This is a genomic window from Gilvimarinus sp. F26214L, assembly GCF_054401055.1.
In genome coordinates this window covers 126911-152317 of the sequence record NZ_JBTIYG010000009.1, presented here as the reverse complement: position 1 = coordinate 152317, position 25407 = coordinate 126911, and the positions used below count along the sequence as shown (strand labels likewise).

Annotated in this window: 22 protein-coding genes; 13 read left to right on the top strand and 9 right to left on the bottom strand. The window is 60.1% G+C overall.

Features of this window, described 5'->3' with window-relative positions; genetic code table 11:
• Positions 1 to 101 precede the first annotated feature (101 nt).
• The 4 genes from ACURWW_RS12000 (at position 102) to ACURWW_RS11985 (ending at position 3250) form a co-directional block, all read left to right on the top strand.
• The gene (locus ACURWW_RS12000; RefSeq protein WP_445616895.1) at positions 102 to 866 is read left to right on the top strand and encodes a DUF4159 domain-containing protein; all 765 of its coding nucleotides are present in this window, start codon (positions 102 to 104) and stop codon (positions 864 to 866) included.
• Positions 867 to 977: 111 nt separating this feature from the next.
• The gene (locus ACURWW_RS11995; RefSeq protein WP_445616894.1) at positions 978 to 2000 is read left to right on the top strand and encodes an amidoligase family protein; all 1023 of its coding nucleotides are present in this window, start codon (positions 978 to 980) and stop codon (positions 1998 to 2000) included.
• A gap of 80 nt (positions 2001 to 2080) precedes the next feature.
• On the top strand, positions 2081 to 2821 hold the full coding sequence (locus ACURWW_RS11990) for a gamma-glutamyl-gamma-aminobutyrate hydrolase family protein (RefSeq protein ID WP_445616893.1): 741 nt from the start codon (positions 2081 to 2083) through the stop codon (positions 2819 to 2821).
• A complete protein-coding gene (locus tag ACURWW_RS11985; protein WP_445616892.1) occupies positions 2822 to 3250 on the top strand; it encodes a YqaA family protein in 429 nt (142 codons plus the stop codon). It abuts the gene before it with no gap.
• Between the two features lie 8 nt (positions 3251 to 3258).
• Here ACURWW_RS11985 and ACURWW_RS11980 read toward each other — a convergent pair whose 3' ends face one another.
• Together ACURWW_RS11980 and ACURWW_RS11975 are read right to left on the bottom strand one after the other, a co-directional pair.
• Positions 3259 to 3438: a hypothetical protein gene (locus tag ACURWW_RS11980; RefSeq protein ID WP_445616891.1), complete on the bottom strand. Its 180-nt coding sequence runs from the start codon at positions 3436 to 3438 to the stop codon at positions 3259 to 3261.
• Positions 3439 to 3569: 131 nt separating this feature from the next.
• Positions 3570 to 4250 (bottom strand): outer membrane beta-barrel protein, encoded by a 681-nt coding sequence (locus ACURWW_RS11975; protein WP_445616890.1) that lies wholly within the window; start codon positions 4248 to 4250, stop codon positions 3570 to 3572.
• Between the two features lie 327 nt (positions 4251 to 4577).
• Between ACURWW_RS11975 and ACURWW_RS11970 the strand changes: the two genes are divergently transcribed.
• Positions 4578 to 6932 (top strand): membrane-bound PQQ-dependent dehydrogenase, glucose/quinate/shikimate family, encoded by a 2355-nt coding sequence (locus ACURWW_RS11970; RefSeq protein ID WP_445616889.1) that lies wholly within the window; start codon positions 4578 to 4580, stop codon positions 6930 to 6932.
• A gap of 276 nt (positions 6933 to 7208) precedes the next feature.
• Positions 7209 to 8348, top strand: a complete 1140-nt coding sequence (locus ACURWW_RS11965) for a sugar-transfer associated ATP-grasp domain-containing protein (protein WP_445616888.1) — start codon at positions 7209 to 7211, stop codon at positions 8346 to 8348.
• A gap of 53 nt (positions 8349 to 8401) precedes the next feature.
• Here the strand turns inward: ACURWW_RS11965 and ACURWW_RS11960 are convergent, their stop codons facing one another.
• Positions 8402 to 10438: a TRAP transporter permease gene (locus tag ACURWW_RS11960; RefSeq protein ID WP_445616887.1), complete on the bottom strand. Its 2037-nt coding sequence runs from the start codon at positions 10436 to 10438 to the stop codon at positions 8402 to 8404.
• A complete protein-coding gene (locus ACURWW_RS11955) occupies positions 10435 to 11517 on the bottom strand; it encodes a TAXI family TRAP transporter solute-binding subunit (protein ID WP_458618491.1) in 1083 nt (360 codons plus the stop codon). Before ACURWW_RS11955 ends, ACURWW_RS11960 begins: the two co-directional genes overlap by 4 nt.
• Positions 11518 to 11806: 289 nt before the next feature.
• On the opposite strand from ACURWW_RS11955, the gene ACURWW_RS11950 reads away from it, so the two are divergent.
• Positions 11807 to 13195, top strand: coding sequence for a tetratricopeptide repeat protein (locus tag ACURWW_RS11950; RefSeq protein ID WP_458618490.1), 1389 nt, complete (start codon positions 11807 to 11809; stop codon positions 13193 to 13195).
• Positions 13196 to 13662: 467 nt separating this feature from the next.
• Positions 13663 to 15105 carry an ATP-dependent RNA helicase RhlB gene (gene rhlB, locus ACURWW_RS11945; protein ID WP_445616884.1) on the top strand — a complete coding sequence of 481 codons (1443 nt, stop codon included), beginning with the start codon at positions 13663 to 13665 and terminating at the stop codon, positions 15103 to 15105.
• A 79-nt stretch (positions 15106 to 15184) separates the two neighbouring features.
• Here the strand turns inward: rhlB and cysZ are convergent, their stop codons facing one another.
• The 5 genes from cysZ to gatC all read right to left on the bottom strand — a co-directional run bounded on the left by cysZ (position 15185) and on the right by gatC (position 20396).
• Positions 15185 to 15898 (bottom strand): sulfate transporter CysZ, encoded by a 714-nt coding sequence (cysZ, locus tag ACURWW_RS11940; protein ID WP_445616883.1) that lies wholly within the window; start codon positions 15896 to 15898, stop codon positions 15185 to 15187.
• 877 nt (positions 15899 to 16775) lie between these two features.
• The gene (locus tag ACURWW_RS11935) at positions 16776 to 17072 is read right to left on the bottom strand and encodes a PA4642 family protein (RefSeq protein ID WP_445616882.1); all 297 of its coding nucleotides are present in this window, start codon (positions 17070 to 17072) and stop codon (positions 16776 to 16778) included.
• 6 nt (positions 17073 to 17078) lie between these two features.
• Positions 17079 to 18536 (bottom strand): Asp-tRNA(Asn)/Glu-tRNA(Gln) amidotransferase subunit GatB, encoded by a 1458-nt coding sequence (gatB, locus tag ACURWW_RS11930; RefSeq protein WP_445616881.1) that lies wholly within the window; start codon positions 18534 to 18536, stop codon positions 17079 to 17081.
• Between the two features lie 9 nt (positions 18537 to 18545).
• Positions 18546 to 19997, bottom strand: a complete 1452-nt coding sequence (gene gatA, locus ACURWW_RS11925) for an Asp-tRNA(Asn)/Glu-tRNA(Gln) amidotransferase subunit GatA (protein WP_445616880.1) — start codon at positions 19995 to 19997, stop codon at positions 18546 to 18548.
• A 117-nt stretch (positions 19998 to 20114) separates the two neighbouring features.
• Positions 20115 to 20396: an Asp-tRNA(Asn)/Glu-tRNA(Gln) amidotransferase subunit GatC gene (gene gatC, locus ACURWW_RS11920; protein ID WP_445616879.1), complete on the bottom strand. Its 282-nt coding sequence runs from the start codon at positions 20394 to 20396 to the stop codon at positions 20115 to 20117.
• A gap of 320 nt (positions 20397 to 20716) precedes the next feature.
• Here gatC and ACURWW_RS11915 point away from each other — a divergent pair, with 320 nt between their 5' ends.
• The 5 genes from ACURWW_RS11915 to rng all read left to right on the top strand — a co-directional run bounded on the left by ACURWW_RS11915 (position 20717) and on the right by rng (position 25393).
• Positions 20717 to 21751: a rod shape-determining protein gene (locus ACURWW_RS11915; RefSeq protein WP_445616967.1), complete on the top strand. Its 1035-nt coding sequence runs from the start codon at positions 20717 to 20719 to the stop codon at positions 21749 to 21751.
• Between the two features lie 96 nt (positions 21752 to 21847).
• Entirely contained in the window at positions 21848 to 22678 is an 831-nt protein-coding gene (gene mreC, locus ACURWW_RS11910; RefSeq protein ID WP_445616966.1) for a rod shape-determining protein MreC, read from the top strand.
• A gap of 3 nt (positions 22679 to 22681) precedes the next feature.
• Complete coding sequence (gene mreD / locus ACURWW_RS11905) at positions 22682 to 23176, top strand: rod shape-determining protein MreD (protein WP_445616878.1); 495 nt, start codon at positions 22682 to 22684, stop codon at positions 23174 to 23176.
• Between the two features lie 89 nt (positions 23177 to 23265).
• Entirely contained in the window at positions 23266 to 23874 is a 609-nt protein-coding gene (locus ACURWW_RS11900) for a Maf family protein (protein ID WP_445616877.1), read from the top strand.
• Entirely contained in the window at positions 23867 to 25393 is a 1527-nt protein-coding gene (gene rng, locus ACURWW_RS11895; RefSeq protein WP_445616876.1) for a ribonuclease G, read from the top strand. Before ACURWW_RS11900 ends, rng begins: the two co-directional genes overlap by 8 nt.
• The last annotated feature ends 14 nt before the right edge of the window (positions 25394 to 25407 follow it).

Below are 25407 nucleotides of genomic sequence, written 5' to 3'. Positions count from 1 at the left end.
GCGCTGTTTGCGCGAGGGTGAATCTCACTGAACGCTTGCCGTTTCCAGTTTCCCGTCTCCTTGGTATCCTGCAGGGCATATTCTGCAGGGGACGAAGGAACGTGAAGTGTTTTCTGACCAAGATAACGTTGCTGTTCACTGCCTGGCTGACGGCGGGCTGGGGCAGCGCGGCCATGGCCACCGACGGTTCGCGGTTCGAAGGGGAGTTCTCCTTCGTGCGCCTGCGCTACGACAGCGAGTACGGGCGCGGCGGCTTTGGATTCGGCTCGTTCTGGAGTATCGACTATCCCGCGGCTGACGAAAACTTCCTGCGGGGGGTCAAGCGACTCACCCACGTCGAAATCAACAGCGATCCCATTGTCCGCCGCCTGGATGATGAGGATATCTTCAATTATCCTTTTCTGTATGCTCTGGAGATGGGTAGTGGCGGCGGCGTCACCTTTACGCCGGAGGAGCTGGACAATCTGCGTGAATACCTGCTGCGCGGCGGGTTCCTCTTCATCGACGACTTCTGGGGCACCCAGGAGTGGGAGAACTTTCATCGGACCTTCGGCCGCCTTTTCCCGGACCGGGAACTGGTCCAGTTGGATGCCGATCATGAGATCTTTCACGGCTTCTACGACGTGGACGGCGCCCAGATGATACCGGCCCTGGGCAATGCCCAGAACATTCCCGAGGCCGACGTGGGTTTTGCCTCCAACTGGGCGTTGCTCGACGACGACGGGCGGGTGATGGTGCTGGTGAACTGGAACTCGGACATCGGCGACGGCTGGGAGCATACCTATCACCCGGCTTATCCCACCCGCTACGCGAATCTCGCCTATCAACTGGGAATCAACTACCTCATCTATGCGCTCACTCACTGATCCGGCCGGGGCAAGCGGGTGGCGAGCGTCTTGCATCAACCCCCTGGCTGAGGCAGGACTGTTCCTCATATATTGGACGTCCAACGGGCTCGCTGGAACCGGAAAGTTTTCATGACACGATCGTTTCGCTTGCCGCCGCAGGTGGAGGACGACAAGGGCGAAGTCCGTCGGGTCGGCTTTGAATTCGAGGTCGGGAACGTGGGGGTGAAGACCCTCGCTGAAGCGCTTGCGGCGCGGCTCGGTGGCCGCGTGGAAATGCGCAGCTCTTTTGAAGCCGTGCTGAACGACTCCGCGCTCGGGCGCCTGAAAGTCGAGCGGGATACCCGGTTGCTGACCTCACTGGCCTACCGGGACTGGCTCGGTAGCGTGGGCGTCGATTTCTCGCCGGGCTCCGAAGGCGAACGCTGGGAGCGCAGCGTCGATCATCTCAGTCGTCAACTGATTCCCTGCGAAGTGGTCACGGGACCGATCCCCATGACCGAACTCGCCAGCCTTCACCAGATTGTCCAGGTCATCGAATCCGTGGAGGGGGAGGGCACGCAGATGTCCATTTACTATGCGTTCGGCCTGCACATGAACCCCTCGATTCCATCTGCATCCAGCGAATCCCTGCTCGCCTATCTGCAGAGTTTTCTGTTGCTCAGCGATTGGATAATCGAGGATGCCGGTACCGATTTCACAAGGCGATTTTTTACCAAGTACATCGACCCCTTTCCCAAGGCCTACATGGAAATGGTACTGGACCCTCTCTACCAGCCGGACCTGCAGGGCCTGATCAGGGATTATCTGCGATACAACCCGACTCGCAACCGCAGTCTTGACATGCTTCCGATCTTCGTGGAGCTGGATCCTGACGGCGTGCTGGCACATGTAAAAGAGAGCGAACGCTCCCTGATCAAGGGCCGCCCCGCTTATCACTACCGGTTACCGGATTGCCGGGTCGGTGAGCCCGGGTGGAAGCTGGAGGACGAGTGGAATCGCTGGCAACTGGTGGAAGTGCTGGCTTTTGACCGCGCGCAACGTCAGGATCTTCTGAATGCGTGGCAACAGGAACAGGCAAGATTCCGCCTCAGCCATCGTGTACCGTGGTTGGAACGAGTACGGCAGTTTGCCGAGTCGGTGCAGGCGGAATAGAAGAGAGGGGACTGTCTATCAGCAAAAGGCCGATCATAGGAGTTACCGGGCCCAACCGGGGCGGCACCCCCGCCTGGTTGATGACTCGTCTGGCTCTGAACCGCGCCGGCGCGAGGGCGCTTCGCATCACTCCGCGCAAACCCCAGACCATCAACGCTGTGGACGGTCTGGTCATTGGCGGCGGCAGCGATATCGAACCGAGTCATTACGGCGAAACTCCGTTCGCCGATATGAAGGAGAACCGGCGTCAGGGCAGCCCGATCCTCGACCTGCTGATCTCCTTTGTCCTGTTTCTCCTGCGCATCCTGTTTGCGGTGAAGTTTCGTCAGGGCTACGACCCGGACCGGGATGTACTGGAAAAACGATTGATCGCCGAGGCGATGGACCGCGAAATTCCAGTACTGGGAATCTGTCGGGGCGCTCAACTCTTGAACGTCGTGCTGGGTGGCAGTCTCCATCAGAACATCGCCGAGTTCTACGACGAGGTGCCTCACGTACGAAGTCTGCTGCCCCGCAAGCGCATCGTGCTGGCCGAGGGCAGTTGTCTTTCCAGGATTCTTGGACGTTTCGATTGCCGGGTCAACGCCCTGCACAATCAAGCCATTGCCGACCTGGGTCGCCGGGTTGATATTGTGGCCCGGGATGAGGCACAGGTGGTGCAGGCGATCGAGTATAGAACGGGGCCTGGCTCCGAATCCGCTCTTGCAATAGGTGTACAGTGGCATCCGGAATACCTGCCGCAGATTCGCGAACAGCAGCAGCTCTTTGCCTACCTGGTGGGCCAGGCCCGGGCTGCCGCTTACATGCGAAAGGGGGCGTGAGTGGAAGCCTACTTCAGCCTGTTCGGAATCGCCTTCCTCGCGGCCACCATACTGCCGGCCTATTCGGAACTGTTGTTCGCCGGCCTGCTCAGCCAAGGCTACGATCCGCTGTTGCTGTGGGTGTTTGCCACCAGCGGCAATACACTGGGTTCGGCAGTGAACTGGGTCATGGGGCGTTATCTGCTTCATTTTCAGAGCCGGCGCTGGTTTCCCTTCAAGGAAGACTCACTGGGGCGTTCCCAGCGCTGGTTTCAAAAATACGGGGTGTGGTCCCTGTTAATGGCGTGGGCACCTATCGGCGGGGACGCGCTGACCTTTATTGCCGGAATCATGCGGGTCAACTTCTGGTTGTTTTTCCTGCTCACCGGAATTGGCAAGGGCCTGCGCTATGCGTTTCTGCTCGGCTTCATGGGCGTGTTCGGTTTCTGAACTCCGTGCTAGCCGCCGAAAAAATAACGCAGGGCCTGCAGGACCATGATGAGCCCGATGAGTGGAAAAATGAAGCGGCTCCACTTCGCCGTCTCCTCACCGGAATGCCGTTTCCCGTACTTTTCCAGCACCGTGACAATGATAAATAGCAAGGTAAAGAGAACGGCCAGGATCAGGAGAAGGTTCATAGCAGCGGCGCTTGATCTTGTATGGTGGCCGAATGCTAGAGCTGTGGCGCGGACCGGTCAAGGGGGCGCAGGAATGCCCGGAAAACTCCGGGCATTCGCAGGGAACAGACTAAAGCGGGTTTAACACCCAGTCAGAAGGAATAGCGGGCGCCGATGCCGATGGTTGTAAGCTCGTCACCGACATCTGCCGACACATTCACGCCCCAGTTCTCGGTGATCTCGAATAGCGCGTTGCCGATCACACTGAACTGATCAGTTTCCTCGATGTCCGTGTAGCGCAGCCCGGCAGAGACCTCGACATTCTGACTGATCTGCGCGCGCCACGATCCATCCAGGTAGAACCCGTCGGACGAATCATCTCCCAGATCACTGATGGACGTGGTATCGGATGCGCCGATGTTGAAGTCGTCAATATCGATGTCGGAATAGGCGATGCGCACCACGATCTGGGACATGTCGTTCAGCGGCATGTTGAACCCCGCGCCCAGGTCGAACTTGATTACATCCGTGTCTGCTGGCTGGAGCAGGCCGAAATCGTCCACAAAAGTCGCATCGGATTCGGTTTCGATGTAGTTGACAAACAGAAACCAGCTGTCGATAAACTCCACCGGCGCGGTATCGAAACCATAGGAACCGCGCAGCGCGATGCCGTCGCCATCATCCAGGTCGATGAAATCATCATCTCCATACTCGTCAATGTCGAGGTTGACCCAGTCCACCTCGACCCAGGTATCACTCAGATCTTCAATGGCCATGCCACTGAGAGGAAAAAACGCCAGACCTGCGGCCGCCAGTATGAGGGGGGCTTTCATATACTCTCCTTAACTTCTTGTGAAGTTTTCGTTCCGTCGTGTACCGCGATTGAGCAAGACCCATTCCAGTCCGTGGTTTCTCGCGAACGGTTGGCCTTCGGCCAAGAGTGGGCTGCATTGCGTGCCCCCTGGGGTGCGGGTCTCGCCAGAGTGGGTGCGAAAAAGCTTCACTGGTCCACACTGTAAAACTTGCAACCGATACTGCGGAGTCACAGGAAGGCCGAGGCAATTAAATGTTGTGATCGATTCAGCCCCCCTTGGCATTTCTGCTATACATAGAAGGAGCGCTTCTTTCGGCGCCACGCTAACAATAAAAAAGGTCTCTTCATGCGCAAGTCCATTTCCCTTCGCCTCTTTGCCTTCCTGCTCGCCATTGTGGCGGCCGCCCTGCTGTTGGGGGGGCTGCAACTGATTACCCTGGGGGGTTCCTGGTACTACCTGCTCGCCGGATTCGCGCTGCTGATCAGCTCCGTCTTGCTGTGGCAGCACAGGCCGGCCGGATCCTGGGTCTACGGGGGACTGTTGTTGGCGACCCTGCTCTGGAGCTATTGGGAAGTGGGGGCCGATGGCTGGGCGCTCGCGCCGCGCCTGTTGCCGCTGATGGTTCTGGGCCTTTACCTGCTGATGCCCTGGGTGCGAGCCGCACTCCATTCCGGGAACCCGCCGCCATTGTTGGCGGGCCCTGCCTCATGGTTGGGAAGCGCGGCGGTGGTGCTCCTGCTGGCGGGGCCGTTCATAGTCAGCGCGCGGCCTGACGCTCCCTCTGCGATGCGAACCGCCGACACGCAAAGCCCGGCGAACACACGGGGCGACTGGCCCGCCTACGGTAATACCCGTGCAGGCACACGCTACTCGCCGTTGGATCAGATTACGGCGGAGAATGTGTCCGATCTGGAGGTAGCCTGGAAGGTTCGCACTGGTCTGGGTGGAGTTGCCAAGGGTACTCCCATTCAGGTCAATGACATGCTTTACGTTTGCGGGGCCGGAAACGTGGTGCTGGGCCTCGATGCTGAAGACGGCAGTGAACGCTGGCGCTTCGATCCGCAAATCAATCCGGCTCACCTCGACACCGCCCGCTACTTCACTACCACCTGCCGTGGGGTGTCCTACCACCGGGCGCCGGCTGATTACCAGGGCGAGTGTCCCGAACGGATTCTGACCGCAACCGCTGACGCCCGCCTGCTTGCCATCGATGCCCACACTGGAGCAGCCTGCCGAAACTTCGGTGAAAACGGCGCAGTGGATCTGACGCGCAAGATGGGCCTGAAAGCACCCATCTACTATTTCGTCACCTCGCCGCCCGCCATTGTCCGCGGTAACGCGGTGGTCGGTGGATGGGTCCTCGACAATCGCGAAGTGGGGGAACCGTCCGGGGTTGTGCGTGCCTTCGATGCATTGACCGGAGAATTCTCCTGGGCCTGGGACATGGGGCGGCCGGGAATCAACACCGAGCCGCCGGAGGGCGAGGTGTATACCCGCGGTACGCCCAATGTGTGGAGTATCTTCAGCGTCGATGAAGAGCGGGGCTGGATCTATGCCCCCACCGGTAACGAAACGCCGGATTATTTCGGCGCGCACCGGCAGGAAGCCTCCGAAAAATACGCCAGCTCCGTAGTGGCACTGGACGGGGAGGATGGCTCGGTTCAATGGTCCTTCCAGACGGTTCACCACGACATCTGGGATTACGACGTGCCTTCCCAGCCGGTTCTGATCGACCTTCCCGCCGAAGACGGCTCGGTGGTGCCGGCGCTCCTGCAGCCCACCAAGCGCGGCGAAGTCTTCATGTTGAACCGCGTCACCGGTGAGCCCATCGCCGAGGTGGAGGAGCGGCTCGTCCCCCAGGGGGGTGTGCCCGAGGACTGGACCTCGCCCACTCAGCCCTTCTCTGTGGGTATGCCGCACTTCCGTGAGGACCTGCGTGAGGCAGACATGTGGGGCATCTCCCCGCTCGACCAGCTGTGGTGTCGCATCGAATACCGGAAGATGCGCTACGAAGGCCATTTCACTCCCCCCAGCACCCGGCTCACCCTGCAGTTTCCAGGCAATGCGGGTGGCTTCAACTGGGGCAGTGTCGCGGTGGATGAAGCCAACCACTTGATGATTGCCAGCCCCATGATCATGGCCAACCAGTTGCGGCTCATTCCGCGTGCGGAGATGGACGCGGGCGCCGAGGGATCACTGCAACTCGGTACGCCCTATGGAGCATCCACCCGCATGTTCCTGTCGCCGCTGGAGGTTCCCTGCCTGAAACCGCCGTACGGCGTACTGGCGGTTGTGGATTTGAAAACCCGGCAGATGGTCTGGAAGCGGCCCATCGGCAACGCCAACGACAGTGGCCCACTGGGCTTGAAGCTGGGCCTGCCCATTCCCGTGGGAACGCCCCTCAGCGCCGGCTCCATCGTCACCCGGGGCGGCCTGATTTTCATTGGTGGCACCATGGACAGCACGCTGCACGCGGTGAACGTAAAAACCGGCGAGGAGGTGTGGAGCTACCGGCTCCCCACCACGGCACAGGCCACGCCCATGAGTTATCTTTCGCCACGCTCCAAACGTCAGACGCTGGTCATTACCACACCGGTCTGGGGCCGCACCGGTGCCGGGGGAGCGAGAACCCAGTCGGCCGGAGAGGAAGATCCGGAAGGAGGCTATGTGATTGCATTCCGGTTGCGAGGCGACCAATAGGAAAAGGACGACCATCACCGATTTCCCTGTTTCCGAACCTGGTCGCCGAGAGTCCAGCTTGGTGGCCCGAAACTTGGAAGGGCACGAACGCCGCCAGGGGAATCGGCGGCGTGGAAAAACCTCTCTCGAGGGAATGCGATCGAGGTGGCAGCTGCACCGTGACGCAGTGTGGACGCCAATGCCTTGCTTTCGCCCTGTGAACAGTGTCGGGAACCGATGGGAGGAAGTCGACTCTGGCGAATGAGGTGCTCGAAAAACGAAAGAAGGGACTATGCGATGCAACCGATCTACCGGCGCGCCCTGGAACGCTTTGGCCAGTTCCAGGCGTCAGTGACCGCCCCCGGGGCTAAACCATTGTGGCAGCAGGTGCGCGAAATTCTTCGTCTGCGCAGCAGCGAAGCAAAGCTCAGTGCCGCTCATTACTTCCTGATGAATCTTGGCAACCGAAAGCTTTACGGGGATGTAGATCTGGAGAGCTTTGGCGGCACTACCCAGACCATCGAACTGCATAGAAAACTCAACAGCCCTCACTGGGACGCCATTGTCACGGACAAGCTGGTCATGTCCGCGGTGTTTTCCGCCTGCGGCATTCCCCAGCCGGCACTCTATGGGGTCGCCTGTCGTTACCGGCGGACCATGGGGAACGTTCCGGTGTATCGCCACAAGGAGGAGCTGGCCGACTTCCTCCGTGGCGCTCCGTATCCAATATTCTGCAAGCCCATCAAGGGTGGGTCTGCCAAAGGCTGCCTACGGGTGGAGTCCTACGACGGACGCAGCGATCGCCTTCAACTGGCTACCGGGGGGGAGTTGTCCCCCGAGCAGTTCATCGAGGGGCTCGTGGATCCGGAAGGGTGGGGTTTTCTCTTTCAGGAGGCCTTGCAGCCCCATCCGGACACACTGGACATTTGCGGCGGCGCCGTCAGTGGCTGCCGTGCCATCATGCTCGCAGCAGACGAAGGCCCCAGGCTGTTTCGTCTGGTCTGGAAGCTGCCGGCAAAAGGGAACTTCGTGGACAACTTCGTCTACGGCAAGACAGGCAACTGGATCGCCGATGTGGACACAGAGACCGGTAAAGTGCGTCGGGTTGTGTCCGGCGCCTACACCAGGTTGCAGATCAACCCGCGCCTTCCTGGTGGACGCGATCTGGTTGGTGAGCAGATTCCCGATTGGGAGAAGCTGAAATCGGTGCTGGAAAACGCCGCCCAGGCGTTTCCGGGGTTTCGATTTCAACACTGGGATGTGGGCCTGTCCTCCCGTGGGCCGGTATTCTACGAACTCAATACCGCCGGTTCGCTGAATATTGTGGAACTGGCCAAGGGTCGCGGAGTACTGGACGAGAACTTCCGGGCGTTTCTTGCACGTTATGGCAATCAGGCCACGCGCTGGCATCTGGCGGGCGGGCCGCCCGTATCGTAGTCCGGGAGGTGCCCCAAAACCTTTTCAACCGGCTGGAGGACACCCCGTATCCGCTAACCGGTCTGGGCCGCGACGGGCGCCCGCTTACCGCGCTTTTGCCAGACGATTATCCCCACCAGAATCACAGCTCCGCCAATGTGAAAGCCCATATTGAGTGGGGCCCAGCTCAGACAGATCGCGCTCACTAGGAGTAGTGCGCCGCTGAGCAGGTTCAAGGGCTTTTCCAGATGCCATTGCAGTAAACCCGCCAGGGCGTAGAGCCCGAAACAGGCCCAGATAAAGACCTCGATCCGTTCCGGCCAGCTACCGCTTACCAGCGGTGAGTAGGCAAACAATAATGGCACCAGGTACAAACCTTTTGAAACCTTCCAGGCCGTCAGGCCAGTGGCCATCGGTTTGGTACCGGCAATTCCCGCCGCAGCGAAAGCGGCCAGGCAGACCGGTGGGGTGATATTACTGTCCTGGGACAGCCAGAAAATAATCAGATGAGCACTCAGGAGCATGGCCCCAAGCACGCCCGGATCCAACAATTGCTCGCGCACCAGTTGCTTCATTTCCAGTGGCATTTCCTTCAGCGCCACCACCGGATCGCCACCGAACAGGTCGATGGTCGCCTCCACGCTGGTGGGCAGGTCGCCAGCGCGCAATACGGCAAGCAGTTGGCTTTGGCTGATCAGGTCAAAAATGATAGGCGCCGAAAGGGTGGCGAGCACAATATAGGAGGCGGTGACCGGGAGCCCCATTCCCAGCACCAGAGAGGCCAGCCCCACCAGCACCAGAGTGACGAAAAGGTTCCCCTGGGCCCACTCTACAATCATGAAAGAGAAAGAGTTGCCAATACCTGTGGTGTTGACCACGTTGATCACGAGCCCGACCGCAACCAGTAGCAATGCGGTGGGGATCATGGTACGGACCGCGTCCAGAACTGCCTCAAAGCACTGTCGTCCATCCATGGGCCTGGGGGTGATCCAGGAAACAACCACCACGGCGCCGATGGCAATGGCTGCGGCCATGATCGGGGTATAGCCAATCACCAGCATGGCAACCAGTACCAGCAGGGGAATGATGAAGGCCCAGCCCTCCCGCAGTACCCGCCCGATTCGCTCATGTTCTTCCGTCTCTTTGGGCTCCAGGCCCAGGCGCTTGGCCTCGATACGCACAAAAAAGGCAACCGTCAGAAAGTACAAAACGGCTGGCAGGGTGGAGAGGGCAATGATCTGCAGATAGGGCAGTTGGGTGTAGCTCGCCATGACAAAGGCACCGGCACCCATCACCGGCGGCATCAGGGGGCCGCCCGTGGACGCGGAGGCCACGACGCCGGCCGAAAATTTGGGGGTGAACCCTGCGCGCGTCATCATGGGAACCGTGATGACACCGGTGGATACGGTGTTGGCCACTGCAGACCCGGTGACAGAACCCATCAGGCCGGAACCCACGACCGCCACCATGCCCGCTCCGCCGGTAAAGCGCCCAGCCAGGCAGTTCGCGAGCTTGACGATGAAGTCCCCGGCCCCCGACCGCAACAGAAACGCGCCGAACAGGATGAACATGAAGACGTAGGTGGCGGAAATATTGGCCACCATCCCGAACATGCCTTCGCTGCTGAAATAACTTCGGTAGAGCACGGTTTCCAGGCTCAGGCCGGGAAAGGAAAAGACTCCCGGAACGTAGCGCCCGAGGAAGAGGATGTAGGCCAGGCTGATCATGATCAGAACGGGCATGAAAAGACCGCTGGTGCGGCGAGTGAACTCCATGGCCAGCAGCACGGCCAGTGCGGACATCAGGTAATCGGACCCGATGAATTCCGCTTCCCTGGCGTACAGCGCGTTCTCGAAAAGAATCAGGTACGCGGGAACCGCCAGCGCCAGAATGGCCAGCAGGATATTGGTCAACCGCTCGAGACCTCCGCTCGGGTGTCCTTGCACTCCAACCGCTGGGGGCGCCTTGTGGAAACCCAGCGCGCAAAGCGCGGCGAAGCCGCCGAAATGAATGGCGGAAAACCAGAGTTCCGAAAGGGAAGCGAACACGTTGCTGTACACGTGAAGCAGAGCGAAGAGAAAGGCCGCCCATTTGATCGCAGTAGAGTTCATTGGGCAGGCTCTTGGTTATTCTGGGTTGCGGTTGCTGCCGTCCCGACTTCGGGAACCGGGTCGACGATCAGCTCGGCGGGAATCTGCAAACCGCGTTCGCGATAATAGCGAATAGCGCCGGGATGCAGGGGTGCTCCGAGGCCCTTGATGGCGATCTCGAACTTCATGTCCCGCGTGGCTTTGTGAATGTCGTTGAGCGCGCTCAGGTTCTCCCAGATGGTTTTGGTAATCTGATAGACCACTTCCTCCGGCACGTCGGCGTTCACCGCCAGCACATTGGGGTGGGCGATGGAGCGGACGGCCCTGGTTTGATTCGGATAAGTGCCGGCGGGAAAGTCATAGAAATCCCACAGCGGATACTTACCATTGATGGCGGCCAGCTCCTCTTCAGTGAAGCCCAGCAGGGAGATGTCCTCCCCAAGGATGGCAAAGGCTCGGGTGATGGCGCTGACCGGCGCACCTGCCGGAATGTTCATGCCCACGATGTTGCCGTCCTGGATGGCGTCGGCAGTGGCGCCGTAGCCCATATACGCCAAATTGAACTTGCGCGCGTAGTCGATTTTCAGTTGATCGAGAATGTAGCGGCCGGTCTGTTCGGCTCCGGAATTCCGCGCGCCCAGCACAAAGCGCTCGCCATTGAGGTGGGCGAGATCGGCGATGGTCCCGCCCCGGACGTGCTCCGTCAGCAGCGCAAAGTGCTCCACGTTCTGCCACATGGCGCTGACACTGCGAAGGTTTGGCTGCGGCTTGCTGATCGGGCCTTCACCCCGCCACGCCCAGGCGGCGAAAATCCCCTGCAGGAGTGCAAACTGGGCCTGGTTGTCCCGGAGCAGTTTGATGTTTTCGAGAGAGCCGGCGGAGCTGATCGCGGCAAGGGAAATGCCGTGGGTATGCTGCAGCCGGGATTTGGTGATCGTCGCCAACGCCACTCCCACCGGGTAGTAGGTGCCGCCGGTGGTGGCAGTGGTCAGTACGTAGGGCCTATTGCTTTGCAGCGGCTCTGCGCACGACAGCAGAAAGAGACTCAGGGCGCTGATGCCCAATGACACGAACAACTTCTTCGTAGGGAAAAATCTCATAAGGTTCTTATTGATTGAGGGCTGAGTGGCTACGGGGCTTTCCCCGGCTGGCTGTTATAGTTATGGTTGTCTGTGGTATCCCTGAGGGGCACCGGCGGGGGTGCCTGCGCTCGATGGCACTGGCAGCAATTGCGCGACCCGCAGCGGGATGTAATCATAATTCCCGATCTGCCGCAATTCTCAGCGGGAGACCGCGACGGACATGCCCGATCACAATGGAAAAGCCATGACCAGGCATCTTTTGATTTCTTTACCATCGCTCTGCGCTCTACTGGTGAGCGCGTCCGCAGTGTTTGCTGCGAACGACCCCGACCCACAGAGTTCCCGGGATGATTACCTCAAAGCGCTGCAAAGAATTGAACAGGATTCGGGGCCGTTTGATTTCCAACTGGTGGAGCCTTTGCGCGCGCTGGCCAACCTGTTCAGTGAAGAAGGTGAACACGATCAGGCTCTGCAACTCTATACCCGCCTTCTGCACGTAAACCGGATCAATAACGGTTTTTACCACGAGAGTCACCTTCCCATTGTTGAGAACATCATGGACGAACTCGCGGCCCAGTCCGCCTGGGCTGGCCTTGATCAAAGCCAGGAGTACCGTCACTGGCTCAGTCAGCGCATTCATGAAGAGGACCCCGTCCGTCTTGCCCAAAGTGTCGGACGCCTGTTCGACTGGAAGCTTCGTTTTATCGCGCTGGCGCCCGGAGATGACAAGAGCGGCATCCTGTTGGAACTGGAAGAGTTGGCCGAGCAGCGTATGGATCTGCTGTCTCAAGCCCAGGCGGGGCACGCGGAGCTGGTACCTGCTCTGTATCACCGTGCGCTGGTGCACTACCTCAAGGCCGTGGCGATTGACGAATACGGGGCGACCGGGCGACGGCTGGTGGAGCGGGAGGCGCCTGCCACATACCGGGATGAGACGGTGTTCAGCACGCGGGCGGCGGACCGGGCTCTGACAACGAACGAAGTCACGTGGCCCCTTATCTCCACCGAACTGAGCAAAGGTCGCAGCCTGCTGCGGACTGCCATTGCTACTGCGGAGGGAGACGGCGCCACGGAAACCGCGGCCATGGCCCGGCTTCATCTGGCCGACTGGGAGCTCCTGATGGGGCGACCCGGAAGGGCGCGGCGAAGTTATGAGCAAACCTACAGGGACCTGTCCGCTCTCGATATCGAGCAGAGCGTCCTGGACGCATTCTTCTCCCGCCCCCGGGTGATCCCGGTGGCGGAGTTTCAGGACCGGGTCCCACGGACACCTGAACCGGCCGTAACCGACCGGCCGAAGGGGGAGGATGAGAAGGGGGAGGAAGATGCGCTGCGGCTGGAGGACTACTTTGCGGGACCTCACCGGCTTGCCGGGCTTAAACTTCCGGGGGAAGATTTTTTCGGGGATATGGATGCCGGAGAGGCCCGGGAACACGTGGATCTGGTCTTCACCGCGGAACTGCGCGGCCGGCGGATGCGCACCCGCCATCCCCGTTCGTCCCTCGCCCGGGTCTCACGCGGGCGCGGCGGTGTTGCGGACCTGCATGTCCCGGATTCTCTGGATGGGGCACGCAAACGCCAGGTCATCGATGATCTCGAAGCGTTGACCTTCCGTCCGCGCCTGGAAGGGGGCCGAACGGTTGCCAGCGCTCGATCGCGCATGCGCTACTTCTTCGCTGCGGATTCTGCCCGGTGAGTTGCTCTTGATACCGCGTCCGGAGCCCACTCGGGGAACGTTGGGCGCGCCTGGACGTCACACAAGCAGTCAATTTCATCGCCCGGAGCTCCCATGCTATACTCCAGACTTTCGCGCAGCCCGCACTCTGGCGGGGCCTCGGCGCCTGGGCGCCACTCAGAAGCAACCGTTGGGAAGTCATTTTGTTAGGCAGGCTATTCAAAAGCAGTAAAAACACCCCCGAATCACATTCCTCCTCCGGCCCTCAGGGCCAGCCCGATCAGGAGCGGCAGAACCGTAACGGCGGACCGGGCCGGCGCTCGAGGCGAGGCGGCTCCCGCCGCCGAAACCCGAACGGCGCAGCGCGCCAGCAGACGGACCAGAGCAGGGAATCCGACAACAAGAACAAAGCGGCAGCGAGCGGCGGAAACGGTTCCGCGGAGCGCGGCAAGCGCAGACGTGGAGGCGGCAGACGCCAGAACAGTCCAATGAACTCATCCCAGACCGAAGGGGGCAACGCCCCATCAGCCCGGGCTGAAAGCAGCCCGACCGGCGAGCAGCAGCCTGAGAAGAAATCACAAGGTCCCAATGCCCCGCGCAAGCAGGGCGCCCCGAGAAAGAAGCGCGGCTCGCGGCGTCCGTGGGACATCAGCCAGTTTCCGGTGCCGGAAGTCCCCGGCAAAACCCGCTTTCACGACCTGGACCTTCCGGTCGAGGTGATGCACGCCATTGCCGATCTGGGTTTCGAGTATTGCTCCCCGATCCAGGCCCAATCGCTGCCTTACGCGTTGAACGGACAGGACCTGGTGGGCAAGGCCCAGACGGGTACCGGCAAGACAGCCGCATTTCTGGTGGCCATCATCGATGATTTGCTGAAGCACCCGCTGGAGCAGGAGCGCTACGCCGGAGAGGCGCGAGCGCTGATCATTGCACCCACCCGCGAGCTGGTCCTGCAAATCGCCGAAGATGCCAAGGCCCTGACCCGCTACACGGACCTGGAAGTTCATACTCTGGTTGGCGGCATGGACTACGGCAAGCAGCAGCGGGACCTGCAGGACCGGCTGGTGGATATCCTGGTGGCAACGCCCGGGCGCCTGCTGGATTTCTGCAGCAATGGCGATGCCCACGTGGACCAGATTGAAGTGCTCGTCATCGACGAGGCGGACCGCATGCTGGATATGGGCTTTATCCCCCAGATCCGTCGGATCATCCAGAAGACCCCACCCAAGAGCCATCGCCAGACTCTGCTGTTCTCGGCTACATTCAGCCCCGACGTCATGAACCTGGTAGACCAGTGGACGGTTGACCGGGTGACCGTTGAGATCGAGCCCGAAAGCGTTGCCACAGACACGGTAACCCAGCACGTATATCTGGCCGCGACAGACGAGAAGTACACGTTGCTGTACAACATCCTCAAGCAGGATGATGTAGACAGCCTGATCGTATTCTCGAACCGCCGGGACGAATGCCGGGATCTTTACGACAAGCTCAAAGCCCACGGTTTTTCCGTCGGGCTTCTGTCCGGAGAGATCCAGCAGAAGCAGCGGGTCCGCACGCTGGACGCTTTCAAGTCGGGAGAGATCCAGGTTCTGGTAGCGACCGATGTGGCTGGCCGCGGTATTCATATTGATGGCATCAGCCACGTTGTGAATTTGAATCTGCCAGAGGAGCCGGAGGATTACGTACACCGCATCGGTCGAACCGGCCGCGCGGGCAAACTCGGAACATCGATCAGCTTCGCCTGTGAGGAGGACGCCTTCCGCCTGATGCCCATTCAGGAATTGCTTGGCGCCGACCTGAAGTGCACTCAGCCCCCGGAAGAGCTGCTGGTGCCGCCGCCGGAGGTGAAGGTTCCGCCCCGCCCGCGACAGCGTCGCGGCGGCGGTGGAGGGCGAAGCGGCGGCGGAAATCGCCCGCGACGTCGCAGTTAAGGTTATCGACTTCTGACAACCAAAGGTGCGATGCGGGGCTTCTTGAGTTCCGCATCGTGCCCGCTTCCTCTCTCCGGATTTATTCCAGTTCCCGGACCCAGAACAGGGTTCCGCCAATAACCGCTGCCGGCATGATGAAGATGTTGAGCACCGGCACCATCATTCCCAGCATGACCATGCCTCCGAACCCGAGCGCGGATCCGCGCCGGCTCCCCAATCTATCCCTCAATGCCCCGAAGGGCGTCTGGTGGTTGTCCGCTGCGTAGTCGCTGTACTGGATGCTCATGGACCAGGCGCCCCACAGCAGGCCGATGAGGGGGCCGATAAGGGGGATGAAGGTGAGTATGAGGATGAGCAGGCTGCGCCACAGAAAGTACCAGAGCTTGCGCAGTTCCCGCACGACGGTGCGGGGAATCATGGCCAGCAGGGATTCTCCGTCGAGCGTACGGCCGGTGGTCAGTTGTTCGGTTTTTTCAGCAAGATAGCCATAGAAGGGTGCGGCGAGCACGTTGGTGATCATGCTGAAGCTGTATCCGTAAATGAGCACGACGAATAGCGCCACGAGAACGCCAATGACCCAGGCGAGGAAGTCGAGCCAGTTGGGCAGCCATTCCATGAACCAGTCCAGCATGTCGCCGAACTGGCGGATGAGGATGGTGGTGAGAATGATAAACAGGAAGGTGTTGACGAGTATCGGGACGAGTACGAACAACCGCAGTTTGGGGTGGTTCAGGAGCTTCATCCCTTCCATAAGGTAGCGGGTGCCGTTGAGGAAGTTGCCTGGGGTGTTCATGGATTTTTTCCGGACCGAAACGGTAAGGGCTGAGTTTGGAACTCTCTTGGACCGATTTCAACCCAGCTTTTTTGTTGCTGCGAGGTTTTGAGTTCTGAATCCGTTTGGGACGGGGGTGGGCTTTTTTGGGAGACCCCTCCCCGGTTCGAAACAGATTAAGAACTCCAATTTGTCGGACCAAAAACCCGAGCTTTGAATCCGCCGGATTGAAGCAAATGCAAGTTGTTGGTTCCTGCCTATCCCGAGGTAAATTCAACGGTCGGTCTAGGTTTCAGTTCTGAATCCGTTTGGGGCGGGGGTGGGCCTTTCGAAAACGCATGAATCCATCCCTGGAGCTCCCTCGCGGGGTCCCTCCCGCGAGGGTTTCGAAAGGCCCACCCCCGCCCCAAACTCCCATCGGAGTATCAGGAAGTCTACGGTATCTTCCAGGCCCTAAAAACGCGGTGTCGCCGGTTCTGCGGTAGTTAAAACGGTAGAACCACGGTGTCGCCGACTCTGCGATGGTAGTTTCGAGCCGGAGAGGGGTCTCCCAAAACCCTCGCGGGAGGGACCCCGCGAGGGAGCTACAGGGATGTATTCACCGCGTTTTTGGGAGACCCCTCTCCGGCTCGAAACGGATTAAGAACTCCAATTTGTCGGACCAAAACCCGAGCTGTGAATCCGCCGGATTGAAGCAAATTCAAGTTGTTGGTTCCTGCCTATCCCGAGGTAAATTCTACGGTCGGTCTAGGTTTCAGTTCTGAAGCCGTTTGGGACGGGGGTGGGCCTTTTGGGAGACCCCTCTCCGGCTCGAAACGGATTAAAAACTCCAATCTTAGGCCCAATTCCGATCTTCATGCGGGGATGTCCCACACTGTCAAACAGATTCGCTTCGGCGCTACCTGGCTCCAGCAGCCTTTAGCGCTTGCGCGTAGTCGTCCCCGTAACGATGGGTTTCCACTTGCTGCAAAAGCGTCGTGCCGCTGGGATCGGTCGCATTGATGTCCCGGCCGGCTTCAACAAAAAACTTAACAAAGGTCGCAAAATTCTCCGGAATCATGCCCCGGTAGGCCTTTTCCAGAATATGAAAATCCGGATTTACCCCCGGGGGAGCCTCAAAATTTAGAAAACTGCGAATGCGATCGTCATCGAAATGTTCGCCGACAACCTTCTTTTTGTCCTTTCTCAATGCCATGGTTCTCTACTCTTGCAGTTTCTTCAACAGAATCTCATTGACCGCCTGCGGATTTGCCTGCCCCCTGGACGCTTTCATGATCTGGCCGACAAAATAGCCAAGCATCTTCGGTCGCTTGGCTTCGTCCGCCTTGCGGTAGTTTTCAACCTGCTGGGGACTGTTGGCGATAACCTCGTCCACCATTTTCTCCAGCGCGCCGGTGTCGCTCACCTGCTTGAGGCCGCGCTTCTCGATGATTGCGTCCGCATCCCCTTCACCGCTCCACATGGCGGCAAACACCTGCTTGGCAATCTTGCTGGAGATGGTGTTGTCGGCGATGCGCTTGATGAGGCCCGCAAGCGCCTCGGCTGAAACCGGCGAGCGCTCGATAGGGGTTTCCGTCTGGTTGAGTTGGGCCGCAAGGTCGCCCATGATCCAGTTTGCGCTGAGTTTGGCCTCGCCGGACAGGCTGGTTACGGATTCAAAGAAGTCCGCGGTGGTCCGGTCCGCCGCGAGTATGTTCGCATCGTAGGCGGAAAGGCCGTAGTCGTCCATGAAGCGCTGGCGTTTGGCTTCGGGAAGCTCGGGCATTGTTTTGCGGATGTCTTCAATGAAGGCATCGTCCAGCACCACGGGCAGGAGGTCGGGGCAGGGGAAGTAGCGGTAATCGTTGGATTCTTCCTTGCTGCGCATGGAGCGGGCTTCGCCGGTTTCGCCGTTATACAGCCGGGTTTCCTGAATCACTGTGCCGCCAGATTCCAGAAGGTCGATCTGCCGGTCCACTTCCTTGGCGATGGCGTCTTCCATGAAGCGGAAGGAGTTGAGGTTCTTTGTTTCCGTGCGGGTGCCGAGCTTTTCTTCCCCCTTCGGGCGAACGGAAATGTTCACGTCGAAGCGCATGGAGCCCTGGGACATGTCGCCGTCGCAGATCCCCAGTGCGGTGACTATGGAATGCAGGTGCCTGGCCATGGCGACCGCTTCCTCTGCGCTTCGCATGTCCGGTTCCGTTACCACTTCGATCAGGGGCGTGCCCGCCCGGTTCAGGTCGATGGCGGACATGCCTTGGTTCGCCATGGACGAGGTTTCATGCAGGGATTTTCCGGCGTCTTCTTCCAGGTGTGCGTGGTGGATGCGTACGGTCTTGGTACTGCCGTCGGCCAGTTGGAGGTGGACCTCGCCGGAACCGACGATGGGTTCGGCCAGTTGGGTGGTCTGATAACCCTTGGGGAGATCCGGATAGAAGTAGTTCTTGCGCTCAAACACGGAGCGTTGATTGATGGTTGCGTTAACGGCCAGGCCGAACATGCAGGCGTAGCGAAAGGCCTGTTCGTTTGCCACCGGCAGGGTGCCGGGCATGGCCAGATCGACCGCGCTGGCCTGGGTGTTCGGTTCAGCGCCGAAGGCGGTGCTGGAGCCGGAGAATAATTTGGATTTGGTCGAAAGCTGGACGTGCACTTCCAGACCAATAACTGTTTCCCATTCCATGACGCTGTCCTAATCGATGTTCGCAGGGGCTTTGAGGTGGTGGTCAGTGGCGAGTTGAAACTGGTGCGCCACGTTCAGCAGTCGACCTTCCTCAAAGTAGTTACCAATCAGTTGCAGGCCCACGGGCATGCCTTGCGAAAAGCCGCAGGGAATCGACAGGCCCGGGAGTCCGGCCAGGTTGGTGGCAATGGTGTAAATGTCTTCCATGTACATGGCCACCGGGTCCTTTTTGGCGCCGAGCGCGAAGGCGATGGAAGGCGCAGTGGGGCCGGCGATTACATCCACTTTTTCAAAGGCGTCCACAAAATCCTGCTTGATCAGGCGGCGAATCTGCTGGGCCTTGCGGTAGTAGGCGTCGTAGTAGCCGGCGGATAAGGCGTAGGTTCCCAGGAGAATCCGGCGCTTTACTTCGTTGCCGAAGCCTTCACCGCGCGAGCGGCAGTACATGTCCAGCAGATCCCTGGGGTCATCGCAGCGATGTCCGTAGCGCACGCCGTCGAAGCGGGACAGGTTGGCGGAGCACTCGGCCGGCGCAATCACGTAGTAGGTGGGTACGGCCAGGTGGGTGTGGGGCAGGCTGATTTCCACCAGTTCGGCGCCGAGCTTTTCCAGTTCGGTCAGGGATGCCCGGACCGCGGCTTCGTTGCCTCCGTCGAGGCCCTCGCTGAAGTACTCACGGGGCACGCCCACTTTCAACCCGGCGATTTTTTCTTTCAGGCCCGCTGCGTAGTCGGGGACTTCTCTTTCTACCGAGGTGGAATCCTTCGGATCGAAACTGGCCATGCTGCGCAGAAGCAGTGCGGTATCCTCGGCACTGCGGGCCAGAGTGCCGCCCTGGTCGAGGCTGGATGCGAAGGCGATCATCCCCCACCGGGAAACGCGGCCGTAAGTCGGTTTCAGGCCGGTCAGCCCGCACAAGGCCGCGGGCTGACGAATGGAGCCCCCCGTGTCCGTGGCTGTGGCCGCGGGTACCAGGCGGGCAGCGACCGCCGCGGCAGAGCCACCGGAGGAGCCGCCCGGTACGCGCTCGGTGTCCCAGGGATTGCGGACCGGGCCGTAGTAGCTGGTCTCGTTCGACGATCCCATCGCGAACTCATCCATATTGGTCTTGCCGAGCGCGACAGTTCCCGCCTGATTCAGGTTTTCCACCACGGTGGCATTGTAGGGAGGCACGAATGCGTCCAGCATTCGGGAGGCGCAGGTGGTGCGCACGCCTTCGGTGCAGAAGATGTCCTTGTGGGCGAGGGGGATGCCGCACAACGGGTCCTTATCGCCCTTGGCGAGCCGTTGATCCGCGGCTTCGGCCTGTTTGAGTGCCTGTTCTTCCGTTACTGTTACGAAGCTGTTCAAAGACTGGTCGAGACGTTTGATCCGGTCGAGAAAATGCTGAGTCAGCTCGACGCTTGAGAAGGACTTGTCCCGTAAACCCTGAGCTAACTCGGCAAAGCTTAGTGTGTGCATTGCGCGCGACCTTTTAAATGAATTCATGGGTGGACAGAGGGCTGCCCTGAATTGGAGTGTGTGCCGGGGATGTGCTTCCGGGGCGCCGGGCTGGACAGCCACCGGCGCCGGGAACGGTCAATCGATGACTTTCGGCACCAGGTAAAGACCATTCTCTGTCAGCGGCGCTATGGCCTGGAAGGTTTCCCTGGAATCACCTTCGGTGACCTGGTCCGGCCGCAGGCGCTGCAGGGCGTCCAGCGGATGGGCCATGGGGGCAACGCCTTCCGTATCCACCGCTTTCAGCTGCTCCACCAGATTCAGAACATCATTGATCCCCTGGGCCACTTCGTCGAAAACGGTATCGTCAACGTCGAGACGGGCCAGCAACGCCAGTTTTTCCAGTTCGGATCGGTCCACAGTGGTCTCCAGCGGTTGGATTGAGCGGGCCGTAAACTTACCATATTTGCCGGCGGCCCTGAATCCCCTTGCTTCTTTATATTAAGCTGTCTATACAGCTGTTCCGGAGGTGGTCACGCGCAGGTCTGTACCGCGCTTGCGATCTATCGTCCGGTTCTGCGACAGTGTTCTGCCACATTTTGCTGTTCGCTGGAGTAAAAATGCGTTTAATAGACTACAATTGCAGGCAGTTTTATCATCCACCCCTTTTACCCAATATCAGTAGCCATCCAAGCGCTTCGCGATAATAAGCTCAATTGAAGGTAGACCTCTCAATGCTTTTGCCCAAACGCCTTCGCGGCATGTTCTCGAATGATCTTTCCATCGACCTCGGTACCGCAAACACGCTGATCTATGTGCGCGAACGGGGAATAGTTCTGGATGAGCCCTCTGTTGTGGCGATCAGGCACCACGGCGGCCAGAAGGTCGTGGAAGCAGTGGGTATGGAAGCGAAGCGCATGCTCGGCCGTACACCGGGGAACATCACCGCAATTCGCCCCTTGAAAGACGGCGTGATTGCCGACTTCCAGGTAACCGAAAAGATGCTCCAGCACTTCATCAGAAAGGTGCATGAAGCCGCGTGGTTCCAGCCCAGCCCGAGGGTTCTGGTTAGCGTACCCTGCCTTTCCACAGAGGTGGAGAAGCGAGCCATCCGCGAATCCGCCCTCGGCGCCGGTGCCCGTGAGGTCCGCTTGATCGAGGAGCCGATGGCAGCCGCAATCGGTGCGGGGCTGAAAGTGGAAGACGCGAGCGGCTGTATGGTGGTGGACATCGGCGGCGGCACCACGGAGATTGCCATTATCTCTCTGAACGGGGTGGTCTATTCGGATTCGGTCCGCATCGGTGGCGACCGCTTTGACGAGGCCATCGTCAATTACGTGCGTCGGAACTACGGCAGTGTGATCGGTGACGCGACCGCCGAGCGCATCAAACAGGAAATCGGCTGTGCCTACGCGGGCAGCGAAGTACGGGAAATCGACGTGCGCGGGCGGAACCTGGCGGAAGGGGTGCCCCGCAGCTTCACTCTCAACAGTGACGAGATTCTCGAAGCTCTGCAGGAGCCGCTGACCGGCATCGTTCAGGCCGTCAAAGGCGCCCTGGAGCAGTCCCCCCCCGAACTCGCCTCGGATATCGCCGAGTCGGGCATCGTCCTCACCGGTGGTGGCGCGCTGTTGCGCGACATCGACCGGCTGCTGACGGAAGAAACCGGGCTGCCGGTGATCGTGGCCGAGGATCCCCTGACCTGTGTGGCCCGCGGTGGAGGCCGCGCCATGGATCTGATGGATCGGCACAACATTGATCTGCTATCTTCCTGATAGCGTCCGGTTTGAGCGGCCCCGGGGTTGGGGCGGCTCGGACCACCACTTTCAAACAAGCCCGGGAAGTGAACAGGAGCGTTTGCCATTAAACCACTGTTTGCCAGAAACTCTTCCGCAGCCTCACGAGCGCTGATCCTGGGCGTGCTCGCCCTGCTGCTCATCATTCTCAGCAGTTACACCTCCCTTCTGGATCCTCTGCGTTCCAAACTGGGCGTTGTGACCCAGTCGGCGCATTGGGCGACGGATCTTCCCACTCGTTTCAATGCCTGGGTCGGTGACCGCTTCACCAGCAAGGAAGATCTGCTTCGGGAAAACGCCGCGCTGCGCGAAGAGCTGCTCATCAATAAACGCAAGGTCCAGCAGATGGCCGCCATGTATGCGGAGAATGTGCGCCTGCAGCAATTGATGAACGCCAGCGAGCGGCTCAACGAGCGAGTCGTGGTAGCGGAAATTTTCGGCGTTTCTCCGGATCCCCTGGCCCACAAGGTCATCATCAACAAGGGCACCAGGGATGGAGTTTACCTGGGCCAGCCCCTGCTCGATGCCGAGGGACTGATGGGGCAGGTTGTGGAAGTGGGCCCGTTTTCCAGTGAGGTCCTGCTGATCACCGACACAACTCATGCAATTCCGGTTCAGGTGAACCGGAACGGTGTCCGGGCGGTGGCGGAGGGTGTGGGCGACCTGTACCGGCTGGAATTGCGCCATGTCTCCAACACGCTGGACATCCAGGAAGGGGATTTGCTCGTGAGCTCGGGTCTGGGTCAGCGGTTCCCGGTGGGCTACCCCGTCGCCGTGGTGGAACAGGTGGTGCACGACCCGGGTCAGCCGTTTGCGCGAGTGAGTGCGCGCCCCATGGCCCAGATGAACCGCAGCCGACATGTGCTGCTGGTCTTCAATAACGCCGGCCGGCCAAAAGGAGAATAACGGGTGGAACTGCACAGGCGCCCCCGACTCGGCCTCCCGGTAGCCTCCTTTCTGGTGGCGTTACTGCTCGGTGTGGTTCCCCTGCCTCAGGGTGCGGCCTGGTTTCGGCCCGAATTTGTTGCCCTGCTGGTGATCTATTGGACCATGGCGCTCCCCGATCACATGGGAGTGGGGATGGCGTTCATAGTCGGCCTTCTGCAGGACCTGGTGGAAAGCTCGGCGCTCGGACAGCACGCTCTCGCGCTGGTAGTGGTTGCTTACGTGTGTGTGCTCTCCTACCGCCGGATCCGCAACTATGCCCTATGGCAGCAATCGGGCTGGGTTTTCATTCTGGTGGGAATTCACCAATTGTTCTGGAACTGGGTGAACAGTCTCACGGGCCCTTCCGCCCAGTCCCTCATATTCTTGCTCCCGGCGCTGATCAGTGCCCTTATCTGGCCCCTCGTTCTGCTGAGCCTGCGCTGGCTGAGCCGGCGTAATCGCCAGTTCTCCTTCTGACGCCGGGGATGCCGCTCCGGACTGGAGTCGGCGGTCCCTGATGTATACTCTTGTCTCAATGTCTCACTCTTCCGACGAACGGGTTGGCTGTGTCACTGTATCTCGCGTCCCAATCCCCTCGCCGCCGCGAATTGCTCCGGCAAATCGGCGTGCGCTTCCAGTTGCTGGCCTCCGAGGTGGATGAATCAGTACGTCCTGGCGAGGATCCGGAGGACTACGTCGCCCGGATGGCGGCGGAGAAGGCCGCTGCGGGCGCCGCACTCCTGGGCGACCACAACGGCCAGCACTGGGTGCTCGGCGCCGACACGGCGGTGGTGCTGGATGGTGAAATCATGGGCAAGCCTGCGGACGAGGAGCATGCCCGCGAGATGCTGGAACGTCTATCCGGCCGGACGCACCGGGTGATCTCCGCTGTGTCTCTGGCGGGTGTGGGTCGTCAGGCGACCCGCACGTCGGTCACTGAGGTAAGTTTTCGGGAACTGAGCCCGGACCTCATCGATTGCTATTGGCATACCCGTGAACCTCACGACAAGGCTGGCGCATACGCTATCCAGGGCCTCGGAGCCGTTTTCGTCAACAAAATCGTCGGTAGTTACAGCGGAGTGGTTGGTCTGCCGCTCGAGATCCTGGTGCCGCTACTGGACGAATTCGGTGTGCCGTACTGGCGAAACCGCGAGGAGCCACACCGCCGTGAGTGATGAAATCCTCGTCAATGTATCCCCCACCGAAACCCGGGTTGCTCTTGTTGAGAACGGTCTGGTGCAGGATATCTATCTGGAGCGGACCCGCAGCAAGGGTCTGGTCGGGAACATCTACAAGGGCAAGGTGGCGCGTGTGCTTCCCGGAATGCAGGCAGCCTTCGTGGACATCGGACTCGAGCGGGCGGGGTTCATTCACGCCGGCGACTTTGCCTCCAACGACGCTCCCGCGCCGGAGAACAACGGTCTCGATGCCCCCGCGGTTGCAGGCCGCCGCAATGGCGACCAGTCCGCGACTCCCACCAAGGACATTCGTGAACTCGTCCGGGAGGGGCAAACGCTTCTGGTCCAGGTGACCAAGGACCCGATCAGCACCAAGGGCGCGCGCCTTTCGACCCAGTTGTCGGTCTCCGCGCGCAACCTCGTGTACATGCCTTTTGCCCACCACGTGGGTATTTCCGCCCGGATCGAGGACGCTGCGGAGCGCGAGCGGCTGCGCACGATGCTTGAAGAGGCCCTGGCGGAGCAGGGCGATCGACCTGCGGGTGGCTTCATTTTGCGGACTCTGGCGGAAGGCTGCTGCCCCGAAGAGCTCCGTGCCGACATCCCTTTTCTGTTCAAGCTCTGGGTTTCAGTGGAAGAGGCCATCGAGAGCGCCCGGGTGCCCGCCTGCGTCCATGAGGACCTGCCTCTGTTCATGCGGACCCTGCGGGACTTGGTCAATCCGCGGATCGAAAAGGTTCGGGTCGACAGTGGCGAGGCCTACGGGCAGATGTGCCGCTTCGCTCAACGCTATGCCCCCGAGCTTCTTCCGAAACTGGAGCACTACACTGGCGACCGCCCGCTGTTTGACTTGAACGGTGTGGAAGACGAGCTGGAGCGGGCGCTGGACACTCAGGTTCCTCTGAAGTCAGGCGGTTACCTCATCATCGAGCAGACCGAGGCGATGACCACCGTCGACGTGAACACAGGGGCGTTCGTCGGTCACCGCAACCTGGAAGAAACCATCTTCAAGACCAACCTGGAAGCGGCCACGGCCATCGCCCGCCAGCTTCGGCTGCGGAACCTGGGTGGTATCATCATCCTCGACTTCATCGATATGCAGGATCCCGAGCACCAGCGCCAGGTATTGCGGACGCTGGAGAAGGCGATGGAAAGCGATCGCGCCCGCACCACGATTACCGGGGTGTCGGAGCTGGGGCTGATTGAGATGACGCGCAAGCGCACCCGGGAGAGCCTGGGGCAGGTCATGTGCGAACCCTGCGTGGTATGCAAGGGGCGGGGCATCCTGAAGACCGCGCAGACCGTGTGTTACGAGATCTTCCGGGAAATACTCCGGGAAGCCAGAGTCTATGATAATGATAAGTTTCTGGTACTTGCCGCGCAGTCGGTTATTGACTGCCTCCTCGATGAGGAATCAACTCACGTTGCGGACCTCGAGGCTTTTGTGGGGCGCGCGATCGAGTTTCGGGTTGAGACCATCTATAACCAGGAGCAGTACGACATTGTGCTGGTGTAAACCGGTTCTTCCAT